Genomic DNA, 26,116 nt, shown 5'->3' with positions numbered 1-26,116 from the left:
CGAGAGCAGAGCGAGGAACCACCATGAGCGCTGTCATCCCCACGACGGACTCCGACCACGACACCGACCGCAGCACCGGCCACGACACGGACCACCGGGGCATCAGCGGGCGCACCGCCGGGGAGGTCCGCGAGGAGGCCGGCGGCGAGGCCGGGCCGGCGGTCGTCGGGCTGCGGGGAGCGGTCGCCAGCGTCGGGGGGCGGCCGGTGCTGCGCGGAGTCGACCTCACCGTCCGGCCGGGCGAGGTGGTCGCCCTGCTGGGTGCCAACGGGTCCGGCAAGTCCACCACCGTGAAGAGCGTGATCGGCTCGGTGCCGCTGGACCGGGGCAGCCTGGAGCTGTTCGGCCGGCCGTACCGCAGGTTCCGGGACTGGCACCGGATCGGGTACGTCCCGCAGCGCACCACCGCGGCCGGCGGGGTGCCGGCCACGGTCCGCGAGGTGGTCTCCACCGGGCGGCTGCCGCAGCACGGGCTGCTGCCGTTCCGGCGCAAGGACCGGACCGCGGTGGACCGGGCGCTGACCGCCGTCGGCATGCTGGACCGGGCCGCCGACGGGGTGGCCCACCTGTCCGGCGGCCAGCACCAGCGGGTGCTGATCGCCCGCGCCCTGGTCGGCCGGCCCGACCTGCTGATCATGGACGAGCCGATGGCCGGGGTCGACGTGGACAGCCAGCAGGTGCTCGCCGACATCCTCCGCAGCGAGGTGGAGCGCGGCTGCGCGGTCCTGCTGGTGCTGCACGAGCTCGGGCCGCTGGAGCCGCTGATCGACCGCGCCGTGGTGCTCCGCGACGGCTGCGTGGCGCACGACGGACCGCCGCCCCGGGGCGTCGGCCAGCACGCGCTGCCCGGCCACGACCACGTCCACCCGCACGCCGACGACCACCACCGCACCACCCAGGGGCTACTGGCATGATCGAGATGTTCCAACCCGACTTCATGCAGCGGGCGTTCCTCGCCGCCGTGCTGGTCGGCATCACCGCACCCTCGATCGGCATCTACCTGGTGCAGCGCCGGCAGGCGCTGATGGGCGACGGCATCGGGCACGTCGCGCTCACCGGCGTCGGCCTGGGCTTCCTGTTCCAGGCCAACCCGATGTGGACGGCGGTGCTGGTCTGCGTGCTCGGCGCCGTCGTGATGGAGCTGGTCCGGGCCCGCGGCAACCAGCGCGGCGACATCGCGCTGGCGATGCTCTTCTACGGCGGCATGGCCGGCGGCAAGCTGCTGGTCTCGATGAGCAGCCAGTCCGGCGCGGGCAGCCTGGAGAGCTACCTGTGGGGCTCCATCCTGTTCGTCTCCCCCGGCGACCTGGTGGTGATCGCCGTGCTCGCGGCGGTGGTCGTCGCGGTCACCGTGGGCCTGCGTCGCCAGCTGTTCGCGGTCTGCCAGGACGAGGAGTTCGCCCGGGTCACCGGCCTGCCGGTGCGGGTGCTGAACCTGCTGCTCGCGGTGATGGCCGCGGTCACCGTGACCGTCGCCATGCGGGTGGTCGGCCTGCTGCTGGTGAGTGCGCTGATGGTGGTCCCGGTGGCGGCCGCCCAGCAGCTGACCCGCTCCTTCGCGGCCACCCAGGCCGCCGCGATCGGCGTGGGCGTGCTGACCGCCCTGTTCGGCGTCGGCACCTCCTACCAGGCCGACCTGCCGTCCGGCCCGACCATCGTGTTCCTGGCCATCCTCGCCTTCGCCCTGTTCAGCGCGGTCGCCGCGCCGCTGGCCAGGCGACGGCACCGGGCGTCAGCCGAACACGGCCCGGCGGTGTGCGACGTGGCCCTGCCCGGCCCCGCCACGGAGGGTTCCGCCGTGGGGGGTCCCGCAGCGGGGAGTTCCGCCGCCGGTCCGGGAACCACGCGGGGCGGGGTCGCCGTCCTGGAGGGAACGGAGCCGGTCCGGGCACCGGCAGGGGCGTCGGTCGATACACCGCCGTCGGGGGAGTCGCTGTCAAGTCGGGGGCTGGCACAATGATGTGCGAAACCACCCGATCAGCAGGAGGACCCACGGTGACCACCGCAGGCCCGTCGCCGCGCGCGCGATCGACTCGGCAGCGCACCGCCGTCTCGGCGGTCCTGGACGAGATTGAGGACTTCCGCAGCGCGCAGGAACTGCACGACATGCTCAAGCACCGGGGCGACTCGGTGGGTCTGACCACCGTCTACCGCACGCTGCAGTCGCTGGCCGAGGCCGGTGAGGTGGACGTGCTGCGCACCGCCGAGGGCGAAGCGGTCTACCGGCGGTGCAGCAGCGGGCACCACCACCACCTGGTGTGCCGGCACTGCGGGGCGACCGTCGAGGTCGAGGGCCCCGCGGTCGAACGGTGGGCCAACGCGGTCGCCGCCGAACACGGGTTCAGCGACATCGCGCACACCCTGGAGATCTTCGGCACCTGCGGCGAGTGCGCCGCCAAGCAGCAGCAGGAGGAGTAGGCACCACCGCGACCCGGCGGCGGACGCCGCCCGGCCCGGGCAACGGGCGAGGGCCCGGATCGGAACAGTCCGATCCGGGCCCTCGCCCGTACTCCTCGCGTCCCCGCGTTTCCCGCACCTGCCGCGGTTCCCAGCCCGTCTCCCGCGGCCGGTCAGCGCTGCGGCGGGACCTCGGCGCCGACCTCGTTGGGGAGGGCGCCGCCGAAGCGGCGGTCGCGGCGGGCGTACTGCTCGCAGGCGCGCCACAGGTCGCGGCGGTCGAAGTCCGGCCAGAGCACGTCCTGGAAGACCAGCTCCGCGTAGGCGGACTGCCAGGCGAGGAAGTTGGAGGTGCGCTGCTCGCCGCTGGGGCGCAGGAACAGGTCGACGTCCGGCATGTCCGGGTAGTAGAGGTACTTGGCGAACAGCTTCTCGTTGACCTTCTCCGGGTTGAGCTTCCCGGCGGCGACGTCGCGGGCGATGGCCAGCGCGGCGTCGGCAATCTCGGCCCGGCCGCCGTAGTTGACGCAGAAGTACAGCGTCATGGCGTCGTTGTTCTTGGTCTGCTCCTGGGCGACCTGGAGCTCCTGGACCACGCTCTTCCACATCTTCGGCATCCGGCCGACCCAGCGGATCCGGATGCCCATGGCGTCCATCTCGTCGCGGCGGCGGCGGATCACGTCCCGGTTGAAGTTCATCAGGAACTTCACCTCCTCCGGGGAGCGCTTCCAGTTCTCGGTGGAGAACGCGTACAGCGAGAGGTTCTTGACGCCGATCTCCAGGCAGCCGCGCAGCACGTCGAGGACGACGCCCTCACCGACCCGGTGTCCCTCGGTCCGGGGCAGGCCGCGCTCCTTGGCCCAGCGGCCGTTGCCGTCCATGACCACCGCGACGTGTTCGGGAACCAGCTCGCCGGGGATCTTCGGCGGCCTGGCGCCGCTCGGGTGCGGGGCCGGAGTCTCGTACGTCCGCTTGCTGCCGAACAGCCGTCGCGCGACCATGCTCACTTCTCCACGTATCTCATCGAGCGGATGCCCCGCTCCAGGTGCCACTGCAGGTAGGCGGCCACCAGCCCGCTGCCCTCGCGCCAGTACCGCGGCTCGCAGCCGTCGGCGGTCTGCCAGTCTCCGGAGAGCAGCGCGCCGAGCAGTACCAGTGTCTCAGGGGAGGGTACGGCACTTCCGGGCACCCGGCAGTCGCCGCACAGCACGCCACCGGCCTGGAGGGAGAAGAAGCGGTTGGGGCCGGGCAGCCCGCAGCGGGCGCAGTCGGTGAAACTCGCCCCGTAGCCGTTGACGGCGAGCGAGCGCAGCAGGAAGGCGTCCAGCACCAGGTGCGACTGGTGGGTGCCGGCCGCCAGCGTGCGGAGGGCGCCGACCAGCAGCAGGTACTGCTGGACGGCGGGCTGGCCCTCGTTCTCGGCGAAGCGCTCGGCGGTCTCCAGCATCGCGGTGCCGGCGGTGTAGCGGGCGTAGTCGTCGACGATCCGGGCGCCGTAGGGGGCGATGGTCTCCACCTGGGTGCACAACGGCAGGGTGCGGCCGACCAGTTCGCTGCCGCGGCTGAAGAACTGGATGTCGACGTGCGAGAACGGTTCGAGGCGGGCGCCGAACTTCGACTTGGTCCGGCGCACTCCCCGGGCCACCGCCCGGACCTGGCCGTGCTGGCGGGTCAGGAAGGTGATGATCCGGTCGGCCTCGCCGAGCTTCTGGGTGCGCAGCACGATGCCGTCGTCGCGGAAGAGACTCATGGTGGAACCCATTGTCCCGCACCCCGCCGACAGCCCGGGCCCCGACGGCCCGGGCCCCGACGGCCCAGGCCCCGACGGCCCAGGCCCCGCTGGCCCGGGCCCCGACGGCCCGCCGAAGACGGTCCTGACGGGGACGGGCCCGCCGGCGGCGCAGCCGTGAACCCGCACCGGGGCTGTGGGGCTTTCACCCGTGCGGTGCGGGACACGGCGGGCCCGGGAGGGGGGTGTACGGGCCCGGCTCATGGATGGGGCGGAGGGAGGGGACGCGGAGCGGTGGAGGGAGGGGGTCAGTGCGGGGTGCGGGTGGCCGCCTCCAGCAGCCGGTCCACCTGCGGGGCGGTGAGGCGCAGGCAGCGGCCGACCACGGCGAGCGCGGCCCGCTCCTGCGGGAGGTAGCGGCCGTCGGCGAGGGCGATCACGGCGCCGAGGGTGAGCAGGCGCTCGCGGCCCTGGAGGGCCAGGTGCGGGGCGAGCGGTTCGAGCGCGGCGTGCAGTTCGACGGCGAGTCCGCCGCCCTCGACGTCCACGTCCAGCGGGTCGCCGCCGCCGTGGCCGGAGAGCGCGGCGAGCGCGGCCAGCACCTGGGCCTCGCCGCAGTCGTCGAACCCGGCTTCCTTGATCACCGCGCAGGCGGCCTCCCGCCCACCGCGCCCGGCGGTGCCGCCGGCGGCGAGCGCGGCCAGCGCGACGGTGTACTGGGCGTCGCGGAGCATCGCGCCGAGCCGGACCGAGGTCAACTGCTCCAGGGCGTCGACCCCGTAGCGGCCGCGGCAGGAGGTGCACTGGACGCTGCGGGCCACGCCGCCGAGCGGCAGCACCGGCGTCCCGAGCAACCGCAGCCACCGCCGGCCGTGTTGTCGGCGGTAGTTGCGGTCTCCGCCGCAGCCCGGGCAGAAGAATTCACCGAGGACATCCGTCCGCCACCGAGGGCGAACACCCCACAACCCTGTCACGGCGCCACTCCCCAGACATGGCAGGCGGCCTGCACATCAGTGGGCAGGTCACGCGACCGGACGCCGGAGTCGTCCCACCGATCCCGGTTCCGGTCCGACGATGTTGCCACGGTTACCGGCTCGTGTCAGCACCCTGAACGGGTGCCGAGGGGAAAATTTGTGACCGGGGACACATGTGATCGACGACACGGCCCGAGCACCCGCGGGGCGGGCCGGACACGCCCCGACGATGCGTCAACTGCCGCGTGGGACGGGCCGGATGGGCGGCAGGAGGAGGACGGGCGGGCCGGAAACCTCCGAGGGGCCCGCCGGTGGCGGGCCCCTCGGGGCGGGCGCGGGTGCCGGAGCGGCGGGCGCCCGGACGGCGTCAGCCGCGCTGGGCCGACCGGTTGACGGCGCTGATCAGGGCCTTCAGCGAGGCCAGCACGGTGTTGGAGTCGATGCCCACGCCCCACAGCACCTTGTCGCCGACGGCGCACTCGACGTACGCGGCGGCCTGGGCGTCGCCGCCCTCGCTCAGCGCGTGCTCGGCGTAGTCCAGGACGCGGACGTCCACGCCGATCGAGGCCAGCGCGTTGACGAACGCGGAGACCGGGCCGTTGCCGCTGCCGGTCAGGGTGACCGGGGTGCCGTCGACCACGGCCTCGGTGCTCAGCGCGTCGCGGCCGTCCTCGGTGGTCAGGCTGCGGGAGCCGCTCAGCGAGATCCGGCCCCACGGGTTGGCCGGGGTCGGCAGGTACTCGTCCTGGAAGACCGCCCAGATGTCGGCGGGGGTGACCTCGCCGCCCTCGGCGTCGGTCTTGGTCTGGATGATCTTCGAGAACTCGATCTGCATCCGGCGCGGCAGGTCCAGCTTGTGGTCGTTCTTCAGCACGTAGGCGATGCCGCCCTTGCCGGACTGCGAGTTGACCCGGATGACCGCCTCGTAGCTGCGGCCGACGTCCTTCGGGTCGATCGGCAGGTAGGGCACGCCCCAGGTGTGCTCGGAGACCGGGACGCCAGCGGCGGCCGCGTCGGCCTCCAGGGCGTCGAAGCCCTTCTTGATCGCGTCCTGGTGCGAGCCGGAGAAGGAGGTGAAGACCAGGTCGCCCGCGTAGGGGTGGCGCTCGGCCACCGGCATCTGGTTGCAGTACTCGGCGGTGCGGCGGATCTCGTCGATGTCGGAGAAGTCGATCATCGGGTCGACGCCCTGGGAGAACAGGTTCATCCCGACGTTGACCAGGTCCAGGTTGCCGGTGCGCTCGCCCTGCCCGAACAGGCAGCCCTCGACGCGGTCGGCGCCGGCCATCACGGCCAGCTCGGCGGAGGCCACGCCGGTGCCGCGGTCGTTGTGCGGGTGGGTGGACAGGCAGACGAACTCGCGGCGGCTCAGGTTCCGCGACATCCACTCGATCTTGTCGGCGTAGACGTTCGGGGTGGAGCGCTCGACGGTGGTCGGCAGGTTCAGGATGATCTCGCGGCCCTCGCCGGGCTGCCAGACGTCCATCACCGCCTCGCAGACCTCCAGCGCGTAGTCCAGCTCGGTGTCGATGAAGATCTCCGGCGAGTACTCGTAGCCGAAGACGGTCTCGTCGCCCAGGATCTTCTCGGCGTACTCCATCACCAGGCGGGTGCCGTCCACCGCGATGGCCTTGATCTCTTCCTTGCCCGCCCGGAACACCACCCGGCGGAACAGCGGCGAGGTCGCGTTGTACAGGTGGACGGTGGCCCGCGGGGCGCCCTTCAGCGACTCGACGGTGCGCTCGATCAGGTCCTCGCGGGCCTGGGTCAGCACCGAGACGGTGACGTCCTCCGGGATCGCGCCCTCGTCGATCAGCGAGCGGACGAAGTTGAAGTCGGTGGCGCCGGACGACGGGAAGCCGACCTCGATCTCCTTGTAGCCCATCTTCACCAGCAGGTCGAACATCTTGCGCTTGCGGACCGGCGACATCGGGTCGATCAGCGCCTGGTTGCCGTCCCGCAGGTCGGTGGAGAGCCAGCGCGGGGCCCGGGTGATGACCTTGGACGGCCAGGTGCGGTCCGGCAGGTCGACGGTGCCGAAGGGTACGTACCGCTGGAAGGGCATGCCCGAGGGCTTCTGCTGCACGGTGGCGGCGGTGATCGGGGTCGGACGGTCGACGAACGCGCGGGCGACGGAGGACTGTTCGGTCATGGGTGAGGCTCTCGGCTTCCCTTGTCGAAGGCGGTCTGCGGTCGGGGGCAGGAACACCCGACTCGGCCGACTGAATGCGCCGCGAAGATCACGCTGGACGCAACACGACTCCCCGCGGCGAGGGGGCCGGCCTTCACTGGACTACAGGCCCTCGCCGCGGCAGCTAAGAAGGAGCAGCCGGATGCGCATGATGCCGCCACTGTAACAAGAGCGGACGGGCCGACGCAGTGAGCCCCGCCACGATCCCACCCACTGAGACGGCCCCGGAGCGCCCCCCGGCGGCCCCGGCGGCACCCGCCACCCCCTGGCAGCCGGGCCGGGCCCGGCCCGGAGCCCGCCCTGGAGCCCGGCCGCGCAGACCTGCGGAGATCTGGGAGGGACCCGCGAGGAGTTGGTGAAAAGCCTCGGCGGATTCCTCCGGTACGTAGCACACTGACAACCATGCGTATCCAGGTCACCCGCACCGGCGGGTTCGCCGGTCTGCTCCGGTATGCCGAGATGGACACCACCGAGCGCCCGGACGCCCCGCACGTGCACGCCCTGGCCCGCGAGGCGGTGGCCGGCGGGCTGCGCGCACCCGCGTACGGCGTGCCCGACGGCTTCCACTACGAGATCACCGTCGACGGCCGCACCGTCCACTGCGCCGACCCGAAGCTCACCGACTCCCAGCGCGAACTGGTGAGCCTGGTGCTCCGCGAAGGAGCCTGACGGACCGTCAACCGACAGCCGGAGAAGGGTGGTTCAGATCCACCCGTCCAACGAGGCGAGGAAGCCCGCCGGGTCGTCGCGGTGGATGCTGTGCCCGGCGCCCGGCACGGTGCGCACCTCGAAGCCGCGGCGGCGCAGCTCGGCGGCCTCCTCGTCCGACACCAGCCCGCTGGGGTCGGCGAGTTGGACGAGCGAGGGGACGGCCGGGGCGTCCGGCAGCGCGGACAGCTCGGGGTGCGCCCACAGGCCGAGCGCGGTGTCGGTGTCCCAGAGCGCGAGGGCGGCCAGTTCGGCGTCCACGTCCTCGACCGGCCAGCCGGGGTGCATGCTGGTGATGAACTTCCTGGTCCCGAAGCGCTTGAAGCCGACGAACGGCTCCGGCCCGAACCCGGGGCGGTCGTAGACGAACGCGGGGTCGCTGTAGACCGCCCGGGCGGGCTTCAGCCGCTCGACGGCCCGCCAGAGCGCCGGCGCGCCCATCGAGTGGCCGATCGCCACGTCCGCCCCGGCGGGCAGGGTGTCGACCAGGTCCTCGGCGAACTGCTCGGGCCCGTACCGCTCGCGCGGGCTCTCCCCGGTGCCGCGCGGGGAGACGCCGTGGCCGCGCAGGTCGACGGCGATCACCCGGTAGCCGCGCGCGGCGAGTTCGGGGCCGATCAGCCGCCAGGTCCGGTGGTCGGCCTGGATGCCGTGGACCAGCAGGGCGGTGCGCTCTCCCCCGCCCCACTCGTGGGTGTGCAGTTCCATCCCGACCGGCCCCTCCCCTTGCGACGCTCCGTCAGAAGCCGAGCTTACGCAGCTGCTTGGGGTCGCGCTGCCAGTCCTTGGCCACCTTGACGTGCAGGTCCAGGTAGACCGGGGTGCCCAGGAGCGCCTCGATCTGCTTGCGGGCGGTGGTGCCGACGTGCTTGAGCCGGGAGCCCTTGGCGCCGATCACGATGGCCTTCTGGCTCTGCCGCTCGATGTACACGTTGGCGTGGATGTCCAGCAGCGGGCGGTCGGCGGGCCGGCCCTCGCGCGGGATCATCTCCTCGACCACCACGGCCAGCGAGTGCGGCAGCTCGTCGCGGACGCCCTCCAGCGCGGCCTCCCGGATCAGCTCGGCGACCATGGTCTGCTCGGGCTCGTCGGTGAGGTCGCCGTCCGGGTACAGCGGCACGCCCTCGGGCAGCAGCTTGGTCAGCAGCTCGCCCACCAGCTCGACCTGCTGGTCGCCGACGGCGGAGACCGGGATGATCTCGGCCCATTCGATGCCGAGCTCGGCGCCCAGCTGGTGGACGGCGATCAGCTGCTCGGCGAGCCGCTTGGAGTCGACCAGGTCGGTCTTGGTGACGATCGCGACCTTCGGCGTCTTGCGGATCTCGGCGAGCTCCTTGGCGATGAACTTGTCGCCGGGGCCGAGCTTCTGGTCGGCGGGTACGCAGAAGCCGATCACGTCGACCTCCGCCCAGGTGGTGCGGACCAGGTCGTTGAGCCGCTCGCCGAGCAGGGTGCGGGGCTTGTGCAGCCCGGGCGTGTCCACCAGGACGAGCTGGGAGTCGGGGCGGTGCACGATGCCGCGCACGGTGTGCCGGGTGGTCTGCGGACGGTCGGAGGTGATCGCGACCTTCGTCCCGACCAGGGCGTTGGTCAGGGTCGACTTGCCCGCGTTGGGACGGCCGACGAAACACGCGAACCCGGAGCGGTACGGGGAGGAAGGGGCATTCATGACACCCATTGTCGCCGATCCCCGGAGCCGCCCCGGTCATCGGGCGTTCAGTCGGCCTTCTTGCCGCCGCCGGTGATCGTGCCGACCAGGACGAAGGCCAGCAGGGTCAGGGTGCCGGCCAGCCACCACGGGGACCCGGTCTCGTGCCAGCGCCCGAAACCCATGACGCAGAGCAGCAGTCCGCAGAAGAACGCCGCGACGCCCATGCCCCGTTCCCTCCCCCGCCGGGACGAGATCCCAGTCGGTGCGATTATCGCACCCAGCAGGGGGTGCAGGGAGGCCGACAGCGCCCCGGACACCCCGGCCCGGGGCACCCGCCCGCGGGCTCACTCGGCCGCCGCGGCCACCTTCAGCGCCCCGTCCGGCCCGGCCAGCAGCACCGGCGTCCCGGCCCCGCCCAGGTCCCGCACCGCGGCCAGGTCGCCCGCGGCCGGCGCGTCCGCCTCGGACACCACCGCGGCCGCCTCCAGCCCCTTCGCCCCGCTGGCCACCGCCATCGCCACCGCGGTCTGCAGCGCGCTCAGCTTCAGTGACTCCAGCGCCACCGTGCCGGCCACGTACGTCCGCCCGGTCTCGTCCCGGACCGCCGCCCCCTCGGCCACGCCGTTGCGGGCACGGGCCGAACGGGCCAGCGTGATGATCTTCTTGTCCTCGGGGTCCAGCTCGGAAATCTCGGTCATGGCCCGAGCATAGGCCGTGCCGGACCGGCCGACCGGCGCCGCTCAACCCTTGAGCAGCGCCCCCTCCCCGCCGGCGCGAACGCCGCGAGCGCCGCCTCGATCCGGCCCGGCACCGCGGCGTCCGGGGCCGGCTCCGCCCCGGCCCGGCTCTCCCGGATGTGCGCGGGGGTGCGGCTGCCCCGGGATCGGCACCACGTGGTCGGTCCTGGTGCAGTAGCCGGGCCGGTGCCGGCCGGCCGGGGGTGACGCCGAGTTCCGCGGCGACCGCGCGCAGCGGGGGCGTACCGGTCGTTGTTCGCGGCCGGGTTCCCGGCGGAGAACCCGGCGTGGTCGCGCCGGAAGTCGTCCTCGGCGACCCGCCGCACGGTGACGGTCGGGAAGCCGCCGCCGAGCGGGCTCCGGGCCACCGCGCCGACGCCCAGCTCACGGGCGGCGGCCGGCGGTTCCAAGTCGATCGGCTGCCGCACCGACCACTGGGCCCGCACCGCCGCGACGGGGTGCACCGCGTGCGCGGCCCGCAGCCGCGCGGCCGACGCGGGAGACGCCCAGGTGCCGCACCGGCCCGTCGGCGATCGGTTCGGCGACCGCGCCGACGGTGTCCTCGAACGGCACCTGCGGGTCCGGGAGGTGCGGGTGGTACAGGTCGACCACCTCGGCGCCGAGGTTGCGCAGCGACTGCTCCGCGTAGCCGCGCACGTGCACGGGCTCGCAGTCGACCGCCGGCTCGCCGAACGCGAAGTGAACCGGGAAGCGGTGCGGCTCGGCGCCCGCCGACAACCCGGAAGCCGGACTTGGTGGCCGGCAGCACCTCGCCCCGGCGGCCCCGCACGGCCCGAAGGCCCGAAGGCCCGACGGACCTGGCGGTCCGTCGGGCCTCGGCGGTCCCACCCCGCGACGGGGCGGTCAGTGCCCGGTCGGTTTCGGCGGGCCCGGGCGGAGCACCTTCACCAGCGCCGGCGGGCCGTCCGGCAGGTCGGCGTCGTCGGAGTGGCGCTCCTTCCAGTACGGGTTGTCCTGCGGCAGGTGGCTGCCGACCCGGCCGTACATGCCGAAGGTCAGGACCACGAAGCCGAACACGAAGCTGAAGATGACGTTGGAGATGTGGAAGGCGAGCCGGTTGGCGCTGGAGTCCAGCACCGTCAGGCCGACGAAGCCGGCCAGCACGAACAGCACGCCCACGATCATGTTGATGTTCGAGGCGGTGTTGCCGCCAATCACCGCGCCCAGGATCAGGATGCCGCCGGCCACCAGCGACAGCACGCTCAGCGCCCCGTTGCTGGACAGGCCGATCACCTCCTTGCCCGAGGTGTCCAGGAAGCCCGGGTGGGCCCCGGTCAGTCCGAGGATGCCGAACACGATCAGGAACAGTCCGCAGAAGCCCGCGCCGTAGCGGTAGACCCTGCCGAGCCGGTGGTCGACCGGAAGTTCGTCCTGCAGTCTCATCGGGTCCTCCCCGCGTGGTCGGAGTGGTCGGAGCGGAGGAACGGCACTTCGTGGAGGTAGAGCGACCCGCACTGCTGGCAGCAGTGCAGCCCGGTGCCCCAGGCCTCCTCCGGCCTGCTCTCGGCGTCCGAGGCTATCTCGGCGCCGCACATGCCGCGCGAGGGGTCGGCGGCGCGGACCACGTGCCACCTGGCCACCCCGCCGGCCGGCCCGCTCGGGCCGTACTCCGCGCGCAGTAGATGTGCCATGCCTTCCACGGTGCGCACACCCCGGGCGGCACCGCAAACGGGCCCCGGGACGAACCGTCCCAACCGGTCGCACCGATGGGACGGCCCGTCCAAGGGCCCGTCCGAGGGGTCGCCCGTATACGACGACGGGCGTCCGGGAGCCTAGGAGGCGGCCTCCTCGGCCGGCTCCTCGCTCTCCTCGGCGATCCGCACCGGGGTGGCCACCACGGTGCCGATCCGGTTGCGGCGCCCGGCCGAACTCTCCGCGGTCAGGCCGATCGCGGCCAGCCCGCTGCCCTCCGGCACCGGCACCTCGCACGAGGAGCCCGGGATCGGCACCCGGCCCAGGCACTTGGCCAGCAGCCCGCCGACGGTCTCCACGTCCTCGTCGTCCAGCTCGATGCCGAACAGCTCGCCGAGGTCCTCCACGGTCAGCCGGGCGGTGATCCGGTACGAGCCGTCGCCGAGGTCCTCGACCGGGGCGATCTCCCGGTCGTACTCGTCGGTGATCTCGCCGACGATCTCCTCCAGGATGTCCTCGATGGTGACCAGCCCGGCGGTGCCGCCGTACTCGTCGATCACGATCGCCACGTGCGAGCGCATCTGCTGCATCTCGCGCAGCAGGTCGGCGGCCGGCTTGGAGTCGGGGACGAAGACCGCCGGGCGCATCACCGAGTCGACCTGCTCGGACTCGGCGTCCCGGTTGATGTGGGTGCGGCGCACCAGGTCCTTGAGGTAGACGATGCCGACCACGTCGTCCTCGTTGTCGCCGACCACCGGGATGCGCGAGAAGCCGGAGCGCAGCGCCAGGGTCAGGGTCTGTCGGACGGTCTTGTGCCGCTCGATCATCACCAGGTCGGTGCGCGGCACCATCACCTCGCGCACGATGGTGTCGCCCAGCTCGAAGACCGAGTGCACCATCCGGCGCTCCTCGTCCTCGATCAGGTCGTCCTTCTCGGCCAGGTCGACCAGGGCCCGCAGCTCGGCCTCGGAGGCGAACGGGCCCTCCTTGTAGCCCTTGCCGGGCGTCAGCGCGTTGCCCAGCAGGATCAGCAGCCGCGGAATCGGCCCGAGGATCCGGGCCAGCGGCAGCAGCACCCAGGAGGCCGCGGTGACGGTGCTCAGCGGGTGCTGGCGGCCGATCGTGCGCGGGGAGACCCCGACCGCCACGAAGGACACCAGCACCATCACGCCGAACGCCACCAGCACGGCCTGCCAGGTCTGCTGGAAGCCGCGCACGCAGACCACGGTGACCAGCACCGCGGCGGCCATCTCGCAGGCCACCCGGATCAGCGTCGCCAGGTTCAGGTAGCGGATGCTGTCCGAGGCCAGCGTCAGCAGCCGGCCGGAGCCGCGCCGCCCGGAGCGGACCGCCTCCTCGGCGCGGAACCGGGAGATCCGGGAGATCCCCGCCTCGGCGCACGCGGCCAGCCAGCCGAGCACCACCAGCAGCAGGGCCCCGATCAGGAAACTCGTACTCTCACCACTCACAGCGGGCCGGCCCTCAGTGGACGGTCGGCGCGGGCGACAGGCCGGACAGGCCGCGGCCGGCCCGCCAGTCGTCCAGGATCCGCTTCTGCAGCGCGAACATCTCGCGCTCCTCGTCGGGCTCCTCGTGGTCGTAGCCGAGCACGTGCAGCACCCCGTGGACGGTGAGCAGCTGCAGCTCCTCGTCCATCGAGTGCTTGGTGGGGGCGGCCAGGCCCTGCTCCTTCGCCACCTCGGGGCAGAGCACGATGTCGCCGAGCAGGCCCTCCGGCAGGTCCTCGCCCTCCTTGCCCGGACGCAGCTCGTCCATCGGGAAGGACATCACGTCGGTCGGTCCTGGCAGGTCCATCCACTGGACGTGCAGCTCCGCCATCGACTCGCTGTCGTAGAGGATCACGGAGAGCTCGGACTGCGGATGGATCCGCATCTGGTCGAGGGCGTAGCGGGCGACGTCGAGGATGGACTCCTCGTCGACGTCCCACCCGGACTCGTTGGCGATGTCGATCGACATGGAGGGCTCAGTACTCAGCTTTCGGTGCGATGGGACTGGCGGGGCGCCCGGGCGCCCCGTCGTTGGGCGGGTTTACGGTCGCCGGACTCCTCGGCCTCCTGCCGGGCGTCCCAGCGTTCGTACGCATCCACGATGCGGCCGACCAGCTTGTGCCGCACCACGTCGGTGCTGGTCAGCACCGAGAAGTGGATGTCGGGCACGTCGACGAGGATCTCCTGGACGACCTTGAGGCCGGAGCGGGTGCCGCCCGGCAGGTCGATCTGGCTGGTGTCGCCGGTCACGACCACCCGGGAGTTGAAGCCCAGGCGGGTCAGGAACATCTTCATCTGCTCGGGCGAGGTGTTCTGCGCCTCGTCGAGGATGATGAAGGCGTCGTTCAGGGTGCGTCCGCGCATGTACGCCAGCGGGGCGACCTCGATGGTGCCGGCCGCCATCAGCCGGGGGATCGAGTCCGGGTCCATCATGTCGTGCAGCGCGTCGTACAGCGGGCGCAGGTACGGGTCGATCTTCTCGTAGAGGGTGCCGGGCAGGAAGCCCAGCCGCTCCCCCGCCTCGACGGCCGGCCGGGTCAGGATGATCCGGTTGACCTCCTTGGCCTGCAGGGCCTGGACGGCCTTGGCCATCGCCAGGTAGGTCTTGCCGGTGCCTGCCGGGCCGAGGCCGAAGACGATGGTGTGCTTGTCGATCGCCTCGACGTAGCGCTGCTGGTTGACCGTCTTGGGGCGGATGGTGCGGCCCCGGTTGGACAGGATGTTCGCCGTGAACACCTCGGACGGGGCCGGGCTGGCCGGGTCCTCGGCGGCACTCCTGAGCATGCTGATGGAGCGCTCCACGGCGTCCTCCGTCAGGGGTTGGCCGGTGCGCAGCACCAGCATCATCTCGGTGAAGAGCTGCTTGACGAGCGCGACCTCGGCGGGCGCGCCGGTGGCCGTCACCTCGTTTCCGCGGACGTGGATGTCGGCACCCGGGAAGCCCTGCTCGATCACCCGCAGGAGCGAGTCGGCGGCACCCAGCAGGGTGACCATCGGGTGCTTCTCCGGAATGACGATCCGGGTGCTGGTGGACGCCTCGTCGGGGCGCCGCTGTCCGTCGGTTCGGGTCTGCGGTGTGTCAGTCATGGGTCGGCGCTGCGGCCTGCCTCATCCCAATCCGTCGTGTCGTGTGGCTCGGGCTCTCCGGGTCACCAGGGTACGCCGCGCGGGTGTTCGCCGGAGCGGCGCGGCGGCTTCGATGGTGGGGTCTTCCGCCCCGATGTGCGAACGGTTTTCCGTACCTCGGGGGCCGGGGGCCGCCGGTGGCGCCCGGCCGCGACCGGGCGGCGGTCGACGGCGCGGTGCTCGACGGCGCGGTGGTCATCGGCACGGCGGTCGACGGCACGGCGGTCAACGGCGCGGCGGGACGGGGACCCGGGCCAGGTCCTCGGCGACCACGATCTCGCCGTCGAAGTGCCGGGCGGCCTCGGCGAGGTGCCCGGCCAGGTCGGGGTAGCGCTGCGAGAAGTGGGTCAGCACCAGTCGGCGCACCCCGGCCGCGGCGGCCACCCGGGCGGCCTGGGCGGCGGTCAGGTGGCCGTGCTCCTCGGCGAGCGCGGCGTCCTGGTCGAGGAAGGTCGACTCGATCACCAGCAGGTCGGCGCCCTCGGCGAGTTCGGCCACGCCGTCGCAGAGCCGGGTGTCCATCACGAACGCGAACCGCTGCCCGGGCCGGACCTCGCCGACCTGCTCCGCGGTCACCGTCCGCCCGTCCACCTCGACCCGGCCCTCGCGCTGGAGCACGCCCACCGCGGGGCCCCGCAGGCCGAGTTCGCGCAGCCGCTCGGGCCGCAGCCGGAAGCCGTCCGGCTCGGTCAGCCGGTAGCCGAACGACTCCACGGGGTGCGAGAGCCGCACCGCCTCCAGCGCGAACGGCGCGTCCGGCGCGGGGAGCGGGCCGGAGCCGGCGATCGGGTGCTCGCGGATCTCGGCCGTCGGGTGGTAGGCGCTGGCGTGCCGCAGCCGCTCGAAGAACACCTGCCCGGACGCCGGGTAGTACGCGTCCACCGGGTGCGGCACCCGGTCCAGGTTGATCCGCTGCACCACGCCGGGCAGGCCCAGGCAGTGGTCGCCGTGGAAGTGCGAGACCGCGATCCGGGTGATCCCGGTGGCGCTCACCCCGGCCAGCAGCATCTGCCGCTGGGTGCCCTCCCCCGGGTCGAACAGCAGCCCCTCGCCGTCCCACCGCAGCAGGTACCCGTTGTGGTTGCGGTGCCGGGTCGGCACCTGGCTGGCGGTGCCCAGGACGACGAGCTCACGCTGCGACAACGCTCAGACCAGTCCCTCGGTGAGCGGCTTCCCGCCCAGCACGTGCACGTGCGCGTGGAAGACCGTCTGCCCGGCCTCCGCGCCGGTGTTGAAGATCAGCCGGTACGACTCCAGGCCCTCGCCGCGCGCCGCCTCGCCCGCCTCGGTGAGCAGCTCGGCCGCGATCAGCGGCTCGGCGGCGGCCAGTTCGGCCGCGCTCGGGTGGTGCACCCGCGGGATCACCAGCAGGTGCGTGGGCGCCTGCGGGCTGATGTCCCGGAACGTCAGCGTCCGTTCGGTCCTGCGCACCACGGTCGCCGGGACGTCCCCCGACGCGATCTTGCAGAACACACAGTCCGCCTGCGGTTCGCCGGCCATCTCCCGCGCTCCTCACCTGGATCCGTCACTGGTGCCACGACCTTACAGCGGTCGGCGCACCGCGATCCGGTAGGTCCGGTGTTCGCGGCGGTCCCCGCCGAAGTCCCCGCGGGAGCCGCGGCGGTCGTCGACCGGCGGCCCGGTGCCGGAGGGGCGCCCCGGGGGACCGGCCGCCGGGCGGGCGGCCGGTCGTTCGCCGGCGGAACGCCTCCCGCGCCGGTCAGTCCAGGCCGGGCGCGGTCTTGGCGGGGGTGCGGGCCAGCGCCTCCAGGGCGAGCCGGACGGCGGTCTCCAGCTGGGGGTCGCGGCCGGCCGCCCAGTCGTGCGGGGCGATCGGCACCTCGACGTCGGGGGTGACCCCGCGGTTCTCCAGCTGCCAGCCGTAACCCTCCAGCCAGAAGGCGTACTTGGGCTGGGTGACCAGCGTCCCGTCGACCAGCGCGTACCGGCTGTCGATGCCGATCACGCCGCCCCAGGTGCGGGTGCCGACCACCGGGCCGATGCCGAGCGCCTGGATCGCCGCGTTGACGATGTCGCCGTCGGAGCCGGAGAACTCGTCGGCCAGCGCCACCACCGGGCCGCGCGGGGCGTCGCCGGGGTAGGGGTCGGGGCGGGCCAGGTCGCGGCCGTGGTTCCAGCCGACGATCCGGCGGGCCAGCTTCTCCACGATCAGCTGGGAGGTGTGGCCGCCGCGGTTCTCCCGCAGGTCCAGCACCACGCCGTCCAGGGACATCTCGAAGCGCAGGTCGCGGTGGAGCTGCGCCCAGCCCGCGCTCTGCATGTCGGGGACGTGCAGGTAGCCGAGCCGGCCGCCGGACAGGTCGCGGACGGCGGCCCGCCGCCCGGCCACCCAGTCGTGGTAGCGCAGCGCCTCCTCGTCGGCGAGCGGCACCACGACGGGGTGGCGCTCGCCGCCGTCCCGGCCGCTGACGGTGAGCTCGACGGGGTGGTCGGCGGTGCCGGCCAGCAGCGGGGCGGGGCCGGTGACCGGGTCGACCGGGCGGCCGTTGACGGCCAGGACCGCGTCGCCGGGGCGGACCGCCGCGCCGGGGGCGGCCAGCGGGGAGCGGGCCCGCGGGTCGGAGGACTCGCCGGGCAGCACCCGGGCGACCCGCCACACCTCGCCGTCGCGCACCAGGTCCGCGCCGAGCCGGCCCTGCTGCCGGGCCGACTCGGTGCTGCGGCCGGGCGGCAGCACGTACGCGTGCGAGGTGCCGAGCTCGCCGACCGTCTCCCACAGCAGGTCGACCAGGTCGGAGCGGCTGCCGACCCGTTCGACCAGCGGCCGGTAGCGGTCCAGAACGCCCGCCCAGTCGACGCCGGAGAGGTCGGCGCGCCAGAAGTTGTCGCGCATCAGGCGGCCGTTCTCGTCGAACATCTGCCGCCACTCGGCGGCCGGGTCGACGGTGACCCGGACCCGGTCGAGGTCGACCTCGGTCTCCTCGTCCTCCGCGGCCTTCTGGTCGGCGGGCACGATCCGCAGCGCGCCGTCCTCCAGCACGGCCAGCCGGGTGCCGTCGCCGCTGACGCCGAAGGTGTCGACGCCGCTGAGCAGTTCCTCCGCCCGGCGCCTGCGCAGGTCGAACCGCTCCAGCGCGGTCCGGGCCGGCTCCTCGTCCAGGGAGGCGGCGCTGTCGCCGAGTTCGCCGCCGAACGGGTACCTGGTCCAGAGCACCGCGTCCTTCGCGGCGCGCAGCACCCCGAACCGGCCCGCCTCCACCGGGAACGGCACGATCCGGTCGGCCAGGCCCTCCAGGTCGACCCGGGTGCTCGGCGCGGCCTCCTTCTCCCCGTCCTTGGCATCCTCCTCCTCGCCGCCGGCCGGCCGCCCGCCGCGCCGCGGGCCGAACGGCGACGGGGTGTCGGCGGCCAGCGTGAGCAGGTACGGGCGGGTGCCGCCGGGGAAGGACAGGTCGAAGGCGTGCTGGTCGTAGACCGGGTCGAAGGCGCGCACCGAGAGGAACGCCAGGTGCTTGCCGTCCGCGGTGAAGGCCGGCGAGTAGTCGTGGAAGCGCTGCGGGGTGGCCTCGCTGACGGTGCGCGAGGTCAGGTCGGCCAGCATGACCTGCCGCAGCGACCACGGGCCGAGCACCGGCTGCGACCAGGCCAGCCACCCCGAGTCGGGGCTGAACACCAGCCCGGAGACCTCGCCGTCGCCGCTGCGCGCCAGCTCGTTGACCGCGCCGTCGCTGAGCGCCACCAGCAGCACCCGGCCGTCGTGCGAGGCCACCGCGAGCTGCCGGCCGTCCGGCGAGACCGCCAGGCCGCGGACCCGGCCGAGCCGCCCGGCCGCCAGCCGCCGGCGCTCCGCGCCCAGCACCGCCGGGGCGTACTCCAGCGCGTCCTCGCCCTCCGCGTCGGTGACCCACACCGCGCCCTGCGCGCCCTCCTCGCCGGGGACGGACCGGGCCAGCCGGGCCCGCGCCCCCGGCGTCTCGTCCAGCACCCGGGCCGGGCCCTCCCGGTGGGTCACCCAGTGCACGGTGCCGCGCACCACCACGGCCGCGGCCCGGCCGGTGCGGTCCGGGGCGGCGCTCTCCACCTGCCCGGCGGCGGGCGTCGGGTGCGGCTGCCGCCGGGTGCGCGGCCCGGCCGTCCGGACGTCCAGCCGGCGCGCCCCGGCGCCCTCCAGGTCGTCCAGCAGCCACAGCTCGCCGGCGCTCTGCCAGATCACCCGGGTGCCGTCGGTGGAGGCCTGCCGGGCGTAGAACCCGTGGTCCGCCGGGCCGTGCGCCCGCAGGTCGGAGCCGTCCGGGAGGCTGGAGTACAGCCGTCCGACGCCCTCGTGGTCGGAGAGGAACGCGACCCGGTCGCCGACCCACATCGGGCACTCCAGCTGCCCGTCCAGCCCGGCGTGCAGGCGCTCGAACCGCGCGCCGCCGATCCACAGCTTCCCGGCCCGGCCGCCCCGGTAGCGCTTCCAGTGCGCGGCCTCCCGGTTGTGCGTGCCCAGCAGCACCCGTCCGCCGGCGGCGCCCTCCGGCACCGGTTCGAACGCCAGCGAGCCGATCGGCCCGTACGGCAGCCGGGTCGGCTCCCCGCCGTCCAGCGGCACCGCGAACGCCCAGGTCCGCCGGACGGTCGCCTGCCCCGCGGTGGTGATCGCGATCGGCCGCCCGTCCGCGCTCCACCCCGCTAGCGCGGTGGTCGGGCTCCCCCAGTACGTCAACCGCCGGGCCGCGCCGCCCTCCACCGGTGCCACGTGCACCTCCGGCGCGCCGTCCCGGGTCGAGGTCCAGGCCAGTGACCGCCCGTCCGGGGCGAACCGCACCGCCCCCGAGGGCGCCTGGTCCGCCGTCAACCGCCAGGCCCGCCCGCCGTCGACGGGCGCCAGCCAGACGTCGTCCTCGGCGACGAAAGCCACGGCGTCGCCGTGCAGGTGGGGGTGGCGCAGGTAGCCGCGCGTCGATTCCGTCATCCTGCCACCCTAGGCGGCGCGGCTCACGGATCGTCAGAGGTTGCGGGAGCCCGCGACCCGCGGCCGGGGCGGCGCGTCCCCGCCCCCGGCGCCGGGTCCGGAGGAGCGGGCCTACCCCCAGCGGCCGGTGCGGCCGAGCAGCAGGGAGCCGGCGGCGACGCCCGCCGTGGAGGTGCGCAGCACGGAGGGGCCCAGCCGGTACGGCGCGGCGCCGGCCCCGGCGAAGGCGGCGAGCTCGTCCGGGGAGACGCCCCCCTCGGGCCCGACCACCAGGACGATCTCGCCCCCGGCCGGGAGCTGCGCGGTGGCGAGCGGCAGCGCGCCCTCCTCGTGCAGGACGGCCGCGAAGTCCGCAGCGGCGAGCAGCGGCAGCAGCTGCCGGGTGGTCACCGGGTCGCCGACCTCCGGGAAGCGCAGCCGGCGCGACTGCTTGCCGGCCTCGCGGGCGGTGGCCCGCCACTTGGCGAGCGCCTTGGCGCCGCGCTCGCCCTTCCACTGGGTGATGCAGCGGGCGGCGGCCCAGGGCACGACCGCGTCGACGCCGGCCTCGGTCATGGTCTCGACGGCGAGTTCGCCGCGGTCGCCCTTGGGCAGCGCCTGGACGACGGTGATCCGGGGAGCGGGGGCGGGCGCGTCGCGGACGGCGGTGACCAGGACGTCGAGGGCGTCCTTGCCGTGCAGCGCGGCGACGGTGCCGTCCGCGCCGCGGCCGCGCCCGTCGGCGAGGGTGAGCGCCTCGCCGGGCTCCAGGCGCTTGACGGCGACGGCGTGCCGGCCCTCGGGGCCGTCCAGCCGGACGGTGGCGCCGGGGGCGGCCCCGGTCAGGTCGTCGACGACGAACACCGGTGCGGTCATCGGTACAGCAGCCCTCTCAGCAGTGGGTCGTCCGGCGGAACGGGCCGGGAGCGGCGAGGTCCCCGACCTCGCCGCTCCCGGCCCGGGAGGCCCCTCCGGCGCGGGAGGGGCGGGTCTCACCGGCCGTTGAAGGCGTCCTTCAACCGGGAGAACAGGCCCTGCTGGCCGGGCGCGAACTGCCCGGACGGACGCTCCTCGCCGCGCAGCAGGGCGAGCCGCCGCAGCAGCTCCTCCTGCTCCGGGTCGAGCTTGGTGGGCGTCTGCACCTCGACGTGCACTATCAGGTCGCCCCGGCCGCCGCCGCGCAGGTGGGTGATGCCCCGGCCGTGCAGCGGGATCGACTGGCCGGACTGGGTGCCGGGCCGGATGTCGACCTCCTCCAGGCCGTCCAGGGTCTGCAGCGGCACCTGGGTGCCGAGCGACGCGGCGGTCATCGGGATGGTGACGGTGCAGTGCAGGTCGTCGCCGCGCCGCTGGAAGGTCGGGTGGCTGGTCTCGGCGATCTCCACGTACAGGTCGCCGGCGGGGCCGCCGCCGGGGCCGACCTCGCCCTCGCCGGCCAGCTGGATCCGGGTGCCGTTGTCGACACCGGCCGGGATCTTGACCGTGAGGGTGCGGCGGGCGCGGACCCGGCCGTCGCCGGCGCACTCGGGGCACGGGGTGGGGACGACGGTGCCGAAGCCCTGGCACTGCGGGCAGGGGCGGGAGGTCATGACCTGGCCCAGGAAGGACCGGGTGACCTGGGAGACCTCGCCCTTGCCGCGGCACATGTCGCAGGTCTGCGCGGAGGTGCCGGGCGCGGCGCCCTCGCCGTTGCAGGTGGTGCAGGTGACGGCGGTGTCGACCTGGAGTTCCTTGGTGGTGCCGAACGCGGCCTCCTCCAGGGTGATCTCCAGCCGGATCATGGCGTCCTGGCCGCGGCGGGTGCGCGAGCGCGGGCCGCGCTGGCCGGTCGCGGCGCCGAAGAAGGCGTCCATGATGTCGGAGAAGCCGAACCCGGCCGCACCGGCGCCGAAGCCGCCCGCGCCGCCGCCGTTCGGCGACAGCGGGTCGCCGCCGAGGTCGTAGACCTGACGCTTCTGCGGGTCGGAGAGCACCTCGTAGGCGGCGTTGATCTCCTTGAACCGCTCCTGCGTCTTCGGGTCCGGGTTGACGTCCGGGTGCAGTTCACGGGCGAGGCGCCGGAACGCCTTCTTGATCTCGTCCTGCCCCGCGTCGCGTCGGACGCCGAGTACCGCGTAGTAGTCCGTGGCCACCAAATGCTCCGGTTTGTTCCGCCTCTAGAAGTGCCTGCGACAGCACGCTGCTTGTTGCGCCGTTCCGCTGCGGCCGCGCCGTCACGACTCCGCCAGGATCTGGCCGACGTACCGTGCCACCGCGCGCACCGCCCCCATTGTGCCCGGGTAATCCATCCGGGTCGGACCGATCACTCCCAGCTTTGCCACGCTCTGGTCGCCCGAACCGTAACCGACCGAGACCACCGACGTGGAATTGAGCCCCTCGTGCGCGATCTCGTGGCCGATCCGGACGGTCATCGCCGAGTCCGCCGTCTCGCCCAGCAGGCGCAACAGCACCACCTGCTCCTCCAGCGCCTCCAGGACCGGCCGGATGGTGAGCGGGAAGTCGTGGCCGAAGCGCGTCAGGTTGGCGGTGCCCGCCAGCATGATCCGTTCCTCGTTCTGTTCGGCCAGCGCCTCGAACAGGACCGTCAGCACGGTGCTGACGGCGGGCCGGTCGGCGGGCTCGAAGCCCGCCGGCAGATCCTCCAGGACGGTCGGCACCTCGGGCAGCCGGCAGCCGCCCGCCATGCCGTTGAGCCTGGCCCGCAGGTCGCCGAGCAGGGCCTCGCCGACCGGGGCCGGGCAGTCGACCATCCGCTGTTCGACCCGGCCGGTGTTGGTGATCAGCACCAGCATCAGCTTGGTCGGGGTGAGCGACACCAGTTCGATGTGCCGGACGGTGGAGCGGGTCAGCGACGGGTACTGGACCACCGCGACCTGCCGGGTGAGCTGGGCGAGCAGCCGCACCGTCCGGGCCACCACGTCGTCCAGGTCGACCGCGCCCTCCAGGAAGTGCCGGATCGCCCGGCGCTCGGGGGCGGTCATCGGCTTGACCTCGGCGAGCCGGTCGACGAAGAGCCGGTAGCCCTTGTCGGTGGGGATCCGGCCCGCGCTGGTGTGCGGCTGGTGGATGTACCCGTCGTCCTCCAGCGCGGACATGTCGTTGCGGACCGTGGCCGGGGAGACGCCGAGGTTGTGCCGCTCCACCAGGGCCTTGGAGCCGACCGGCTCCTCGGTGCCCACGTAGTCCTGGACGATCGCCCGGAGCACCGCGAGGCGCCGCTCGTCGAGCGGACGGGCGGCCGGGCGCGTGTCGATCAGTCGGCCGTCGGGCTTGCCGTCGTCCGGCATGGGGCACGCACCTCCGTCGTCGTCCGTTGACCCGGTGTCTGACCCGGCTTGGCACTCCACTGGTCAGAGTGCCAGGACCGTACCTGCCAGTGTACGGCCCGGGCCTGACGGCAGGAACGGTCCGCCCCCGTGATCCTGGACCGGAGGACCGGCGACGCGCCCGGGACGTGTCGCTTTCCCACCGAATTCCCATCGTTTCGGATGGTGCCCCCGGGGCCGGCCGGTGGCAGCATCGAAGGCGAGCGGGGCGGACGGCGCGGCAGCGCGGTCCGGCACCGCGCGAGGCACGAGGAGGAGCAGCGATGTCGGTGCCACAGCACTCCAGGTTCACCCCCGACCGCGGGCTGACCGGCCGGATGGTCACCACCATGTTCCTGATCGGGCTGGTCTACGTGGGCTTCACCGGCCTGCTGATCGTGCTGCTGCGCGGCGCCTGGCCGCTGGTGGTGCTGATCTCCGGCGGCCTGTTCGTCGCGCAGTTCTGGTTCTCCGACAAGATCACCGAACGGGCGATGGGCGCCCACCGGGTCACCCCCGAGCAGTACCCGCAGCTGCACGGCGCGGTCGACCGGCTGTGCGCGCTGGCCGACATGCCCAAGCCGCGGGTCGCGGTCGCCGACAACGACATGCCCAACGCCTTCGCCACCGGCCGCAACCCGCAGAACGCGGTGATCTGCGTGACCACCGGCCTGCTGCGCCGGCTGGAGCCGGAGGAGCTGGAGGGCGTGCTGGCCCACGAGCTGTCGCACGTCGCGCACCGGGACGTCGCGGTGATGACGGTGGCCGGGTTCCTCGGCGTGCTGGCCGGCGCGATGACCAGGATCGCCCTGTACGGCGGCATGATGGGCGGCGGCAACCGGAACAGCAACGACCAGAACGCGGCGATCGCCATGGTGCTGATCCCGCTGGCCTCGATGGTGGTGTACGCGATCAGCTTCCTGCTCACCAGGCTGCTGTCCCGCTACCGCGAGCTGGCCGCCGACCGGGCCGCCGCCCAGCTGACCGGCCGGCCCGCCGCGCTGGCCTCGGCGCTGACCAAGGTGACCGGGCAGATCGCCGCCATCCCGACCAAGGACCTGCGCCAGGCCCAGCCGTACAACGCCTTCTACTTCGCCCCGGCGCTGAGCGCCAGGGAGACCGCCTCCCAGCTGCTCTCCACCCACCCCTCGCTGGAGCAGCGCCTCGCCCAGCTGCGGAAGGTCTCCGACGAACTCGGGCACTGAGCCCGCCCCCGCCGGAGCCCCCGCGGTCACCGCGGTCACCGCGGCCACGGGAATCACCGAAGTCACCCCAAGTCACCCGAAGTCACCGAAGAAGGAGCTCGCGGCGTGGGATTCCTGGACGCCCTGTTCGGCCGGACCAAGCCGGTGAAGCCCGACCTCGACCAGCTGTTCGGCATCCCGTCGGCGGCGCTGACCCTGCAGGCCGCCAAGGGGTTCCTGCCGACCGGCCTGGGCTCGGTCTGCTTCGCCGCGGTCGAGGGCGCGGCCTTCACCGAGGTGCAGCAGCAGGTGCGGGCGCTGCTGGACGCGGACACCGGGCGCGGCGGCGTCCCCGTCGAGGCGTCCCGGGACGGGTACGGGTACTCCTGGCTGCTGGCCCGGCACACCCCCGAGGAGCTGCCCGACCTGGTCAACGACCTGCACGCGGTCAACAGCGAGCTGGAGGCCAACGGCTTCGGGCCGCAGCTGCTCTGCTCGCTGGTCGCCTTCCGGGACGCCGAGGGCCGCTCGCTGGCCCTGGTGTACCTGTACAAGCGCGGCACCTTCTACCCGATGTGCAAGGTCGCCGGGCAGGAGAAGCGGGACAACCCGCTGGAGATCGAGGTCTCCCACCTGCTCCGCGACGACCTGCGGATCGAGCCGGACCTCTCCCGCTGGTTCCCGGTCTGGGGCGCGCCGGGCATCGAGGGCTGACCCCCGTCAGTGCGCCCGGGCCCGGTAGGCCCGCACGGCGGCGTCCAGAGCGGTCCGCAGGTCGTCGGTCGGCCGGTCGGTGCCGATCTGCTGCACCGTCAGGACCACGTCGCCGAACCGGACGAACGCGGTCTCGTCGACCCACGGGTGGACGCCTTCGGGCGGCGGCATCGAGGTGATCCGCACCCGCAGGCTGTCGCCGACCTGGGTCGCGGTCGCGCTCTCCTGCAGCACCGCGCCGTCCTCCAGCACCGTGCTGAAGTCCGCGCAGCGTCCGACCGCCGCACGGACCGCGTCCAGGACGGCGGCCGCCCGCCCGAACGGGTAGCGGTCGAGCACCTCCTGCCCGCCCCAGCCGAAGTCGTCGTCGCCGACGGGTCGGCGCTCCAGGCCCACCGCGACGTCCTCCAGCGGCTTGGCGTGCGTGGTCAGGAAGGAGTCGATGCCCAGCTCGGAGCAGGGCATCGACTCCAGCGGCCCGGTGTTCGGCACGTAGGTGGAGGCGGCGCCCGGCGCGCGGGTGGTGGTCGACTCCACCTCCGAGGTGTTCAGGGTGAAGCCCTCCGGCAGCAGGTCCGCCGTCAGCAGGCCCGCGCGCAGCGGCGGCGGCGCCGGACCGGCCTTCGCCGGGCCGTCGGCCGTACAGGCCGTCGCGCCCAGCAGCAGCACCGCGGCGACCGCCGCCGCCACCTGCCCGCGCCCGTTCATCGTTCCGCCCCCGTCTCCGCCCCCGCGTGATCGTCGGGGTGTGATCGTCGGGCAATGTCCCACAGCGGTGGCGGCCTCTCGCTCCCGGGGCGGCACCCGTGACCGGCCGGACCGCGCCGGATCCGCCTCGGCGA

26 protein-coding genes and 1 pseudogene are annotated in these 26,116 nt (G+C 73.7%); 6 read left to right on the top strand and 21 right to left on the bottom strand.

The features are described 5' to 3' along the window. Window positions 1-23: 23 nt before the first annotated feature. From K353_RS11530 to K353_RS11520, 3 genes and pseudogenes are all read left to right on the top strand, one after another. Complete coding sequence (locus tag K353_RS11530; protein WP_233533514.1) at window positions 24-914, top strand: metal ABC transporter ATP-binding protein; 891 nt, start codon at window positions 24-26, stop codon at window positions 912-914. After that, window positions 914-1,807 (top strand): annotated as a pseudogene (locus K353_RS11525) (metal ABC transporter permease); the annotation flags it as partial. The gene K353_RS11530 and the pseudogene K353_RS11525, both read left to right, overlap by 1 nt. 188 nt (window positions 1,808-1,995) lie before the next feature. Next, window positions 1,996-2,418 carry a Fur family transcriptional regulator gene (locus K353_RS11520; protein WP_111553487.1) on the top strand — a complete coding sequence of 141 codons (423 nt, stop codon included), beginning with the start codon at window positions 1,996-1,998 and terminating at the stop codon, window positions 2,416-2,418. Window positions 2,419-2,570: 152 nt separating this feature from the next. Here the strand turns inward: K353_RS11520 and K353_RS11515 are convergent, their stop codons facing one another. The 4 genes from K353_RS11515 to leuA form a co-directional block, all read right to left on the bottom strand. Then, window positions 2,571-3,398 carry an isoprenyl transferase gene (locus K353_RS11515; RefSeq protein WP_100836085.1) on the bottom strand — a complete coding sequence of 276 codons (828 nt, stop codon included), beginning with the start codon at window positions 3,396-3,398 and terminating at the stop codon, window positions 2,571-2,573. Window positions 3,399-3,400: 2 nt separating this feature from the next. Next, window positions 3,401-4,147 (bottom strand): DNA repair protein RecO, encoded by a 747-nt coding sequence (recO, locus tag K353_RS11510; RefSeq protein ID WP_033250275.1) that lies wholly within the window; start codon window positions 4,145-4,147, stop codon window positions 3,401-3,403. A 287-nt stretch (window positions 4,148-4,434) separates the two neighbouring features. Continuing rightward, window positions 4,435-4,980 carry a TerB family tellurite resistance protein gene (locus tag K353_RS11505; RefSeq protein ID WP_370447589.1) on the bottom strand — a complete coding sequence of 182 codons (546 nt, stop codon included), beginning with the start codon at window positions 4,978-4,980 and terminating at the stop codon, window positions 4,435-4,437. Window positions 4,981-5,467: 487 nt separating this feature from the next. Further along, window positions 5,468-7,252, bottom strand: coding sequence for a 2-isopropylmalate synthase (gene leuA / locus K353_RS11500; RefSeq protein ID WP_111553485.1), 1,785 nt, complete (start codon window positions 7,250-7,252; stop codon window positions 5,468-5,470). A gap of 441 nt (window positions 7,253-7,693) precedes the next feature. Here leuA and K353_RS11495 point away from each other — a divergent pair, with 441 nt between their 5' ends. Continuing rightward, window positions 7,694-7,960 (top strand): protealysin inhibitor emfourin, encoded by a 267-nt coding sequence (locus K353_RS11495; RefSeq protein ID WP_030458622.1) that lies wholly within the window; start codon window positions 7,694-7,696, stop codon window positions 7,958-7,960. A gap of 33 nt (window positions 7,961-7,993) precedes the next feature. Here K353_RS11495 and K353_RS11490 read toward each other — a convergent pair whose 3' ends face one another. The 16 genes from K353_RS11490 to hrcA all read right to left on the bottom strand — a co-directional run bounded on the left by K353_RS11490 (window position 7,994) and on the right by hrcA (window position 23,358). Further along, a complete protein-coding gene (locus K353_RS11490; protein ID WP_111553484.1) occupies window positions 7,994-8,707 on the bottom strand; it encodes an alpha/beta fold hydrolase in 714 nt (237 codons plus the stop codon). 31 nt (window positions 8,708-8,738) lie between these two features. After that, window positions 8,739-9,668: a GTPase Era gene (era, locus tag K353_RS11485; protein ID WP_111553483.1), complete on the bottom strand. Its 930-nt coding sequence runs from the start codon at window positions 9,666-9,668 to the stop codon at window positions 8,739-8,741. Between the two features lie 47 nt (window positions 9,669-9,715). Further along, on the bottom strand, window positions 9,716-9,874 hold the full coding sequence (locus tag K353_RS34300; protein ID WP_158585391.1) for a hypothetical protein: 159 nt from the start codon (window positions 9,872-9,874) through the stop codon (window positions 9,716-9,718). Between the two features lie 120 nt (window positions 9,875-9,994). Then, window positions 9,995-10,348, bottom strand: coding sequence for a cytidine deaminase (locus tag K353_RS11480; protein WP_100836089.1), 354 nt, complete (start codon window positions 10,346-10,348; stop codon window positions 9,995-9,997). A gap of 423 nt (window positions 10,349-10,771) precedes the next feature. Then, window positions 10,772-11,125, bottom strand: a complete 354-nt coding sequence (locus tag K353_RS35505) for an aldo/keto reductase (RefSeq protein WP_233533513.1) — start codon at window positions 11,123-11,125, stop codon at window positions 10,772-10,774. 126 nt (window positions 11,126-11,251) lie between these two features. After that, entirely contained in the window at window positions 11,252-11,791 is a 540-nt protein-coding gene (locus K353_RS11470) for a DUF4383 domain-containing protein (protein WP_111553482.1), read from the bottom strand. Then, on the bottom strand, window positions 11,788-12,039 hold the full coding sequence (locus tag K353_RS11465; protein ID WP_111553481.1) for a hypothetical protein: 252 nt from the start codon (window positions 12,037-12,039) through the stop codon (window positions 11,788-11,790). Before K353_RS11465 ends, K353_RS11470 begins: the two co-directional genes overlap by 4 nt. A 141-nt stretch (window positions 12,040-12,180) precedes the next feature. Next, window positions 12,181-13,509: a hemolysin family protein gene (locus K353_RS11460; protein WP_199528070.1), complete on the bottom strand. Its 1,329-nt coding sequence runs from the start codon at window positions 13,507-13,509 to the stop codon at window positions 12,181-12,183. A gap of 13 nt (window positions 13,510-13,522) precedes the next feature. Beyond that, entirely contained in the window at window positions 13,523-14,017 is a 495-nt protein-coding gene (gene ybeY, locus K353_RS11455) for an rRNA maturation RNase YbeY (RefSeq protein ID WP_100836093.1), read from the bottom strand. 14 nt (window positions 14,018-14,031) lie between these two features. After that, window positions 14,032-15,135 carry a PhoH family protein gene (locus tag K353_RS11450; protein ID WP_111553480.1) on the bottom strand — a complete coding sequence of 368 codons (1,104 nt, stop codon included), beginning with the start codon at window positions 15,133-15,135 and terminating at the stop codon, window positions 14,032-14,034. A 264-nt stretch (window positions 15,136-15,399) separates the two neighbouring features. Next, window positions 15,400-16,317 carry a ribonuclease Z gene (locus tag K353_RS11445; protein ID WP_111553479.1) on the bottom strand — a complete coding sequence of 306 codons (918 nt, stop codon included), beginning with the start codon at window positions 16,315-16,317 and terminating at the stop codon, window positions 15,400-15,402. Window positions 16,318-16,320: 3 nt separating this feature from the next. After that, entirely contained in the window at window positions 16,321-16,674 is a 354-nt protein-coding gene (locus tag K353_RS11440) for an HIT domain-containing protein (protein ID WP_111553478.1), read from the bottom strand. Window positions 16,675-16,894: 220 nt separating this feature from the next. Continuing rightward, window positions 16,895-20,092, bottom strand: a complete 3,198-nt coding sequence (locus tag K353_RS11435) for a S41 family peptidase (RefSeq protein ID WP_111553477.1) — start codon at window positions 20,090-20,092, stop codon at window positions 16,895-16,897. Between the two features lie 111 nt (window positions 20,093-20,203). Beyond that, window positions 20,204-20,947: a 16S rRNA (uracil(1498)-N(3))-methyltransferase gene (locus K353_RS11430; protein WP_111553476.1), complete on the bottom strand. Its 744-nt coding sequence runs from the start codon at window positions 20,945-20,947 to the stop codon at window positions 20,204-20,206. 116 nt (window positions 20,948-21,063) lie between these two features. Continuing rightward, window positions 21,064-22,203, bottom strand: a complete 1,140-nt coding sequence (gene dnaJ, locus K353_RS11425; RefSeq protein WP_111553475.1) for a molecular chaperone DnaJ — start codon at window positions 22,201-22,203, stop codon at window positions 21,064-21,066. An 81-nt stretch (window positions 22,204-22,284) separates the two neighbouring features. Next, window positions 22,285-23,358 (bottom strand): heat-inducible transcriptional repressor HrcA, encoded by a 1,074-nt coding sequence (gene hrcA / locus K353_RS11420; RefSeq protein ID WP_199528069.1) that lies wholly within the window; start codon window positions 23,356-23,358, stop codon window positions 22,285-22,287. A 302-nt stretch (window positions 23,359-23,660) separates the two neighbouring features. Here hrcA and htpX point away from each other — a divergent pair, with 302 nt between their 5' ends. Further along, on the top strand, window positions 23,661-24,581 hold the full coding sequence (gene htpX, locus K353_RS11415; RefSeq protein WP_111553474.1) for a zinc metalloprotease HtpX: 921 nt from the start codon (window positions 23,661-23,663) through the stop codon (window positions 24,579-24,581). 105 nt (window positions 24,582-24,686) lie between these two features. Continuing rightward, window positions 24,687-25,274 carry a hypothetical protein gene (locus K353_RS11410; protein WP_111553473.1) on the top strand — a complete coding sequence of 196 codons (588 nt, stop codon included), beginning with the start codon at window positions 24,687-24,689 and terminating at the stop codon, window positions 25,272-25,274. Between the two features lie 6 nt (window positions 25,275-25,280). Here K353_RS11410 and K353_RS11405 read toward each other — a convergent pair whose 3' ends face one another. Then, entirely contained in the window at window positions 25,281-25,982 is a 702-nt protein-coding gene (locus K353_RS11405) for a hypothetical protein (RefSeq protein ID WP_111553472.1), read from the bottom strand. Between the last annotated feature and the right edge of the window lie 134 nt (window positions 25,983-26,116).

The sequence above is a fragment of the Kitasatospora sp. SolWspMP-SS2h genome (assembly GCF_003259315.1).
In the GTDB taxonomy this organism is placed as follows: Bacteria; Actinomycetota; Actinomycetes; order Streptomycetales; family Streptomycetaceae; genus Kitasatospora; species Kitasatospora fiedleri.
The sequence above is the reverse complement of the archived record's forward strand: the minus strand, read 5'-3'. Positions and strand labels throughout refer to the sequence as shown.

Coding starts and splice junctions, on each gene's coding strand:
- K353_RS11495 (WP_030458622.1), top strand. CDS start 7,694: ATGCGTATCCAGGTCACCCGCACCGGCGGGTTCGCCGGTCTGCTCCGG.
- era (WP_111553483.1), bottom strand. CDS start 9,668: ATGAATGCCCCTTCCTCCCCGTACCGCTCCGGGTTCGCGTGTTTCGTC.
- K353_RS11470 (WP_111553482.1), bottom strand. CDS start 11,791: ATGAGACTGCAGGACGAACTTCCGGTCGACCACCGGCTCGGCAGGGTC.
- K353_RS11450 (WP_111553480.1), bottom strand. CDS start 15,135: ATGACTGACACACCGCAGACCCGAACCGACGGACAGCGGCGCCCCGAC.
- K353_RS11465 (WP_111553481.1), bottom strand. CDS start 12,039: ATGGCACATCTACTGCGCGCGGAGTACGGCCCGAGCGGGCCGGCCGGC.
- K353_RS11480 (WP_100836089.1), bottom strand. CDS start 10,348: ATGACCGAGATTTCCGAGCTGGACCCCGAGGACAAGAAGATCATCACG.
- K353_RS34300 (WP_158585391.1), bottom strand. CDS start 9,874: ATGGGCGTCGCGGCGTTCTTCTGCGGACTGCTGCTCTGCGTCATGGGT.
- htpX (WP_111553474.1), top strand. CDS start 23,661: ATGTCGGTGCCACAGCACTCCAGGTTCACCCCCGACCGCGGGCTGACC.
- K353_RS11440 (WP_111553478.1), bottom strand. CDS start 16,674: ATGGCCGGCGAACCGCAGGCGGACTGTGTGTTCTGCAAGATCGCGTCG.
- K353_RS11430 (WP_111553476.1), bottom strand. CDS start 20,947: ATGACCGCACCGGTGTTCGTCGTCGACGACCTGACCGGGGCCGCCCCC.
- hrcA (WP_199528069.1), bottom strand. CDS start 23,358: ATGCCGGACGACGGCAAGCCCGACGGCCGACTGATCGACACGCGCCCG.
- K353_RS11490 (WP_111553484.1), bottom strand. CDS start 8,707: ATGGAACTGCACACCCACGAGTGGGGCGGGGGAGAGCGCACCGCCCTG.
- K353_RS11435 (WP_111553477.1), bottom strand. CDS start 20,092: ATGACGGAATCGACGCGCGGCTACCTGCGCCACCCCCACCTGCACGGC.
- ybeY (WP_100836093.1), bottom strand. CDS start 14,017: ATGTCGATCGACATCGCCAACGAGTCCGGGTGGGACGTCGACGAGGAG.
- K353_RS11515 (WP_100836085.1), bottom strand. CDS start 3,398: ATGGTCGCGCGACGGCTGTTCGGCAGCAAGCGGACGTACGAGACTCCG.
- recO (WP_033250275.1), bottom strand. CDS start 4,147: ATGAGTCTCTTCCGCGACGACGGCATCGTGCTGCGCACCCAGAAGCTC.
- K353_RS11405 (WP_111553472.1), bottom strand. CDS start 25,982: ATGAACGGGCGCGGGCAGGTGGCGGCGGCGGTCGCCGCGGTGCTGCTG.
- leuA (WP_111553485.1), bottom strand. CDS start 7,252: ATGACCGAACAGTCCTCCGTCGCCCGCGCGTTCGTCGACCGTCCGACC.
- K353_RS11530 (WP_233533514.1), top strand. CDS start 24: ATGAGCGCTGTCATCCCCACGACGGACTCCGACCACGACACCGACCGC.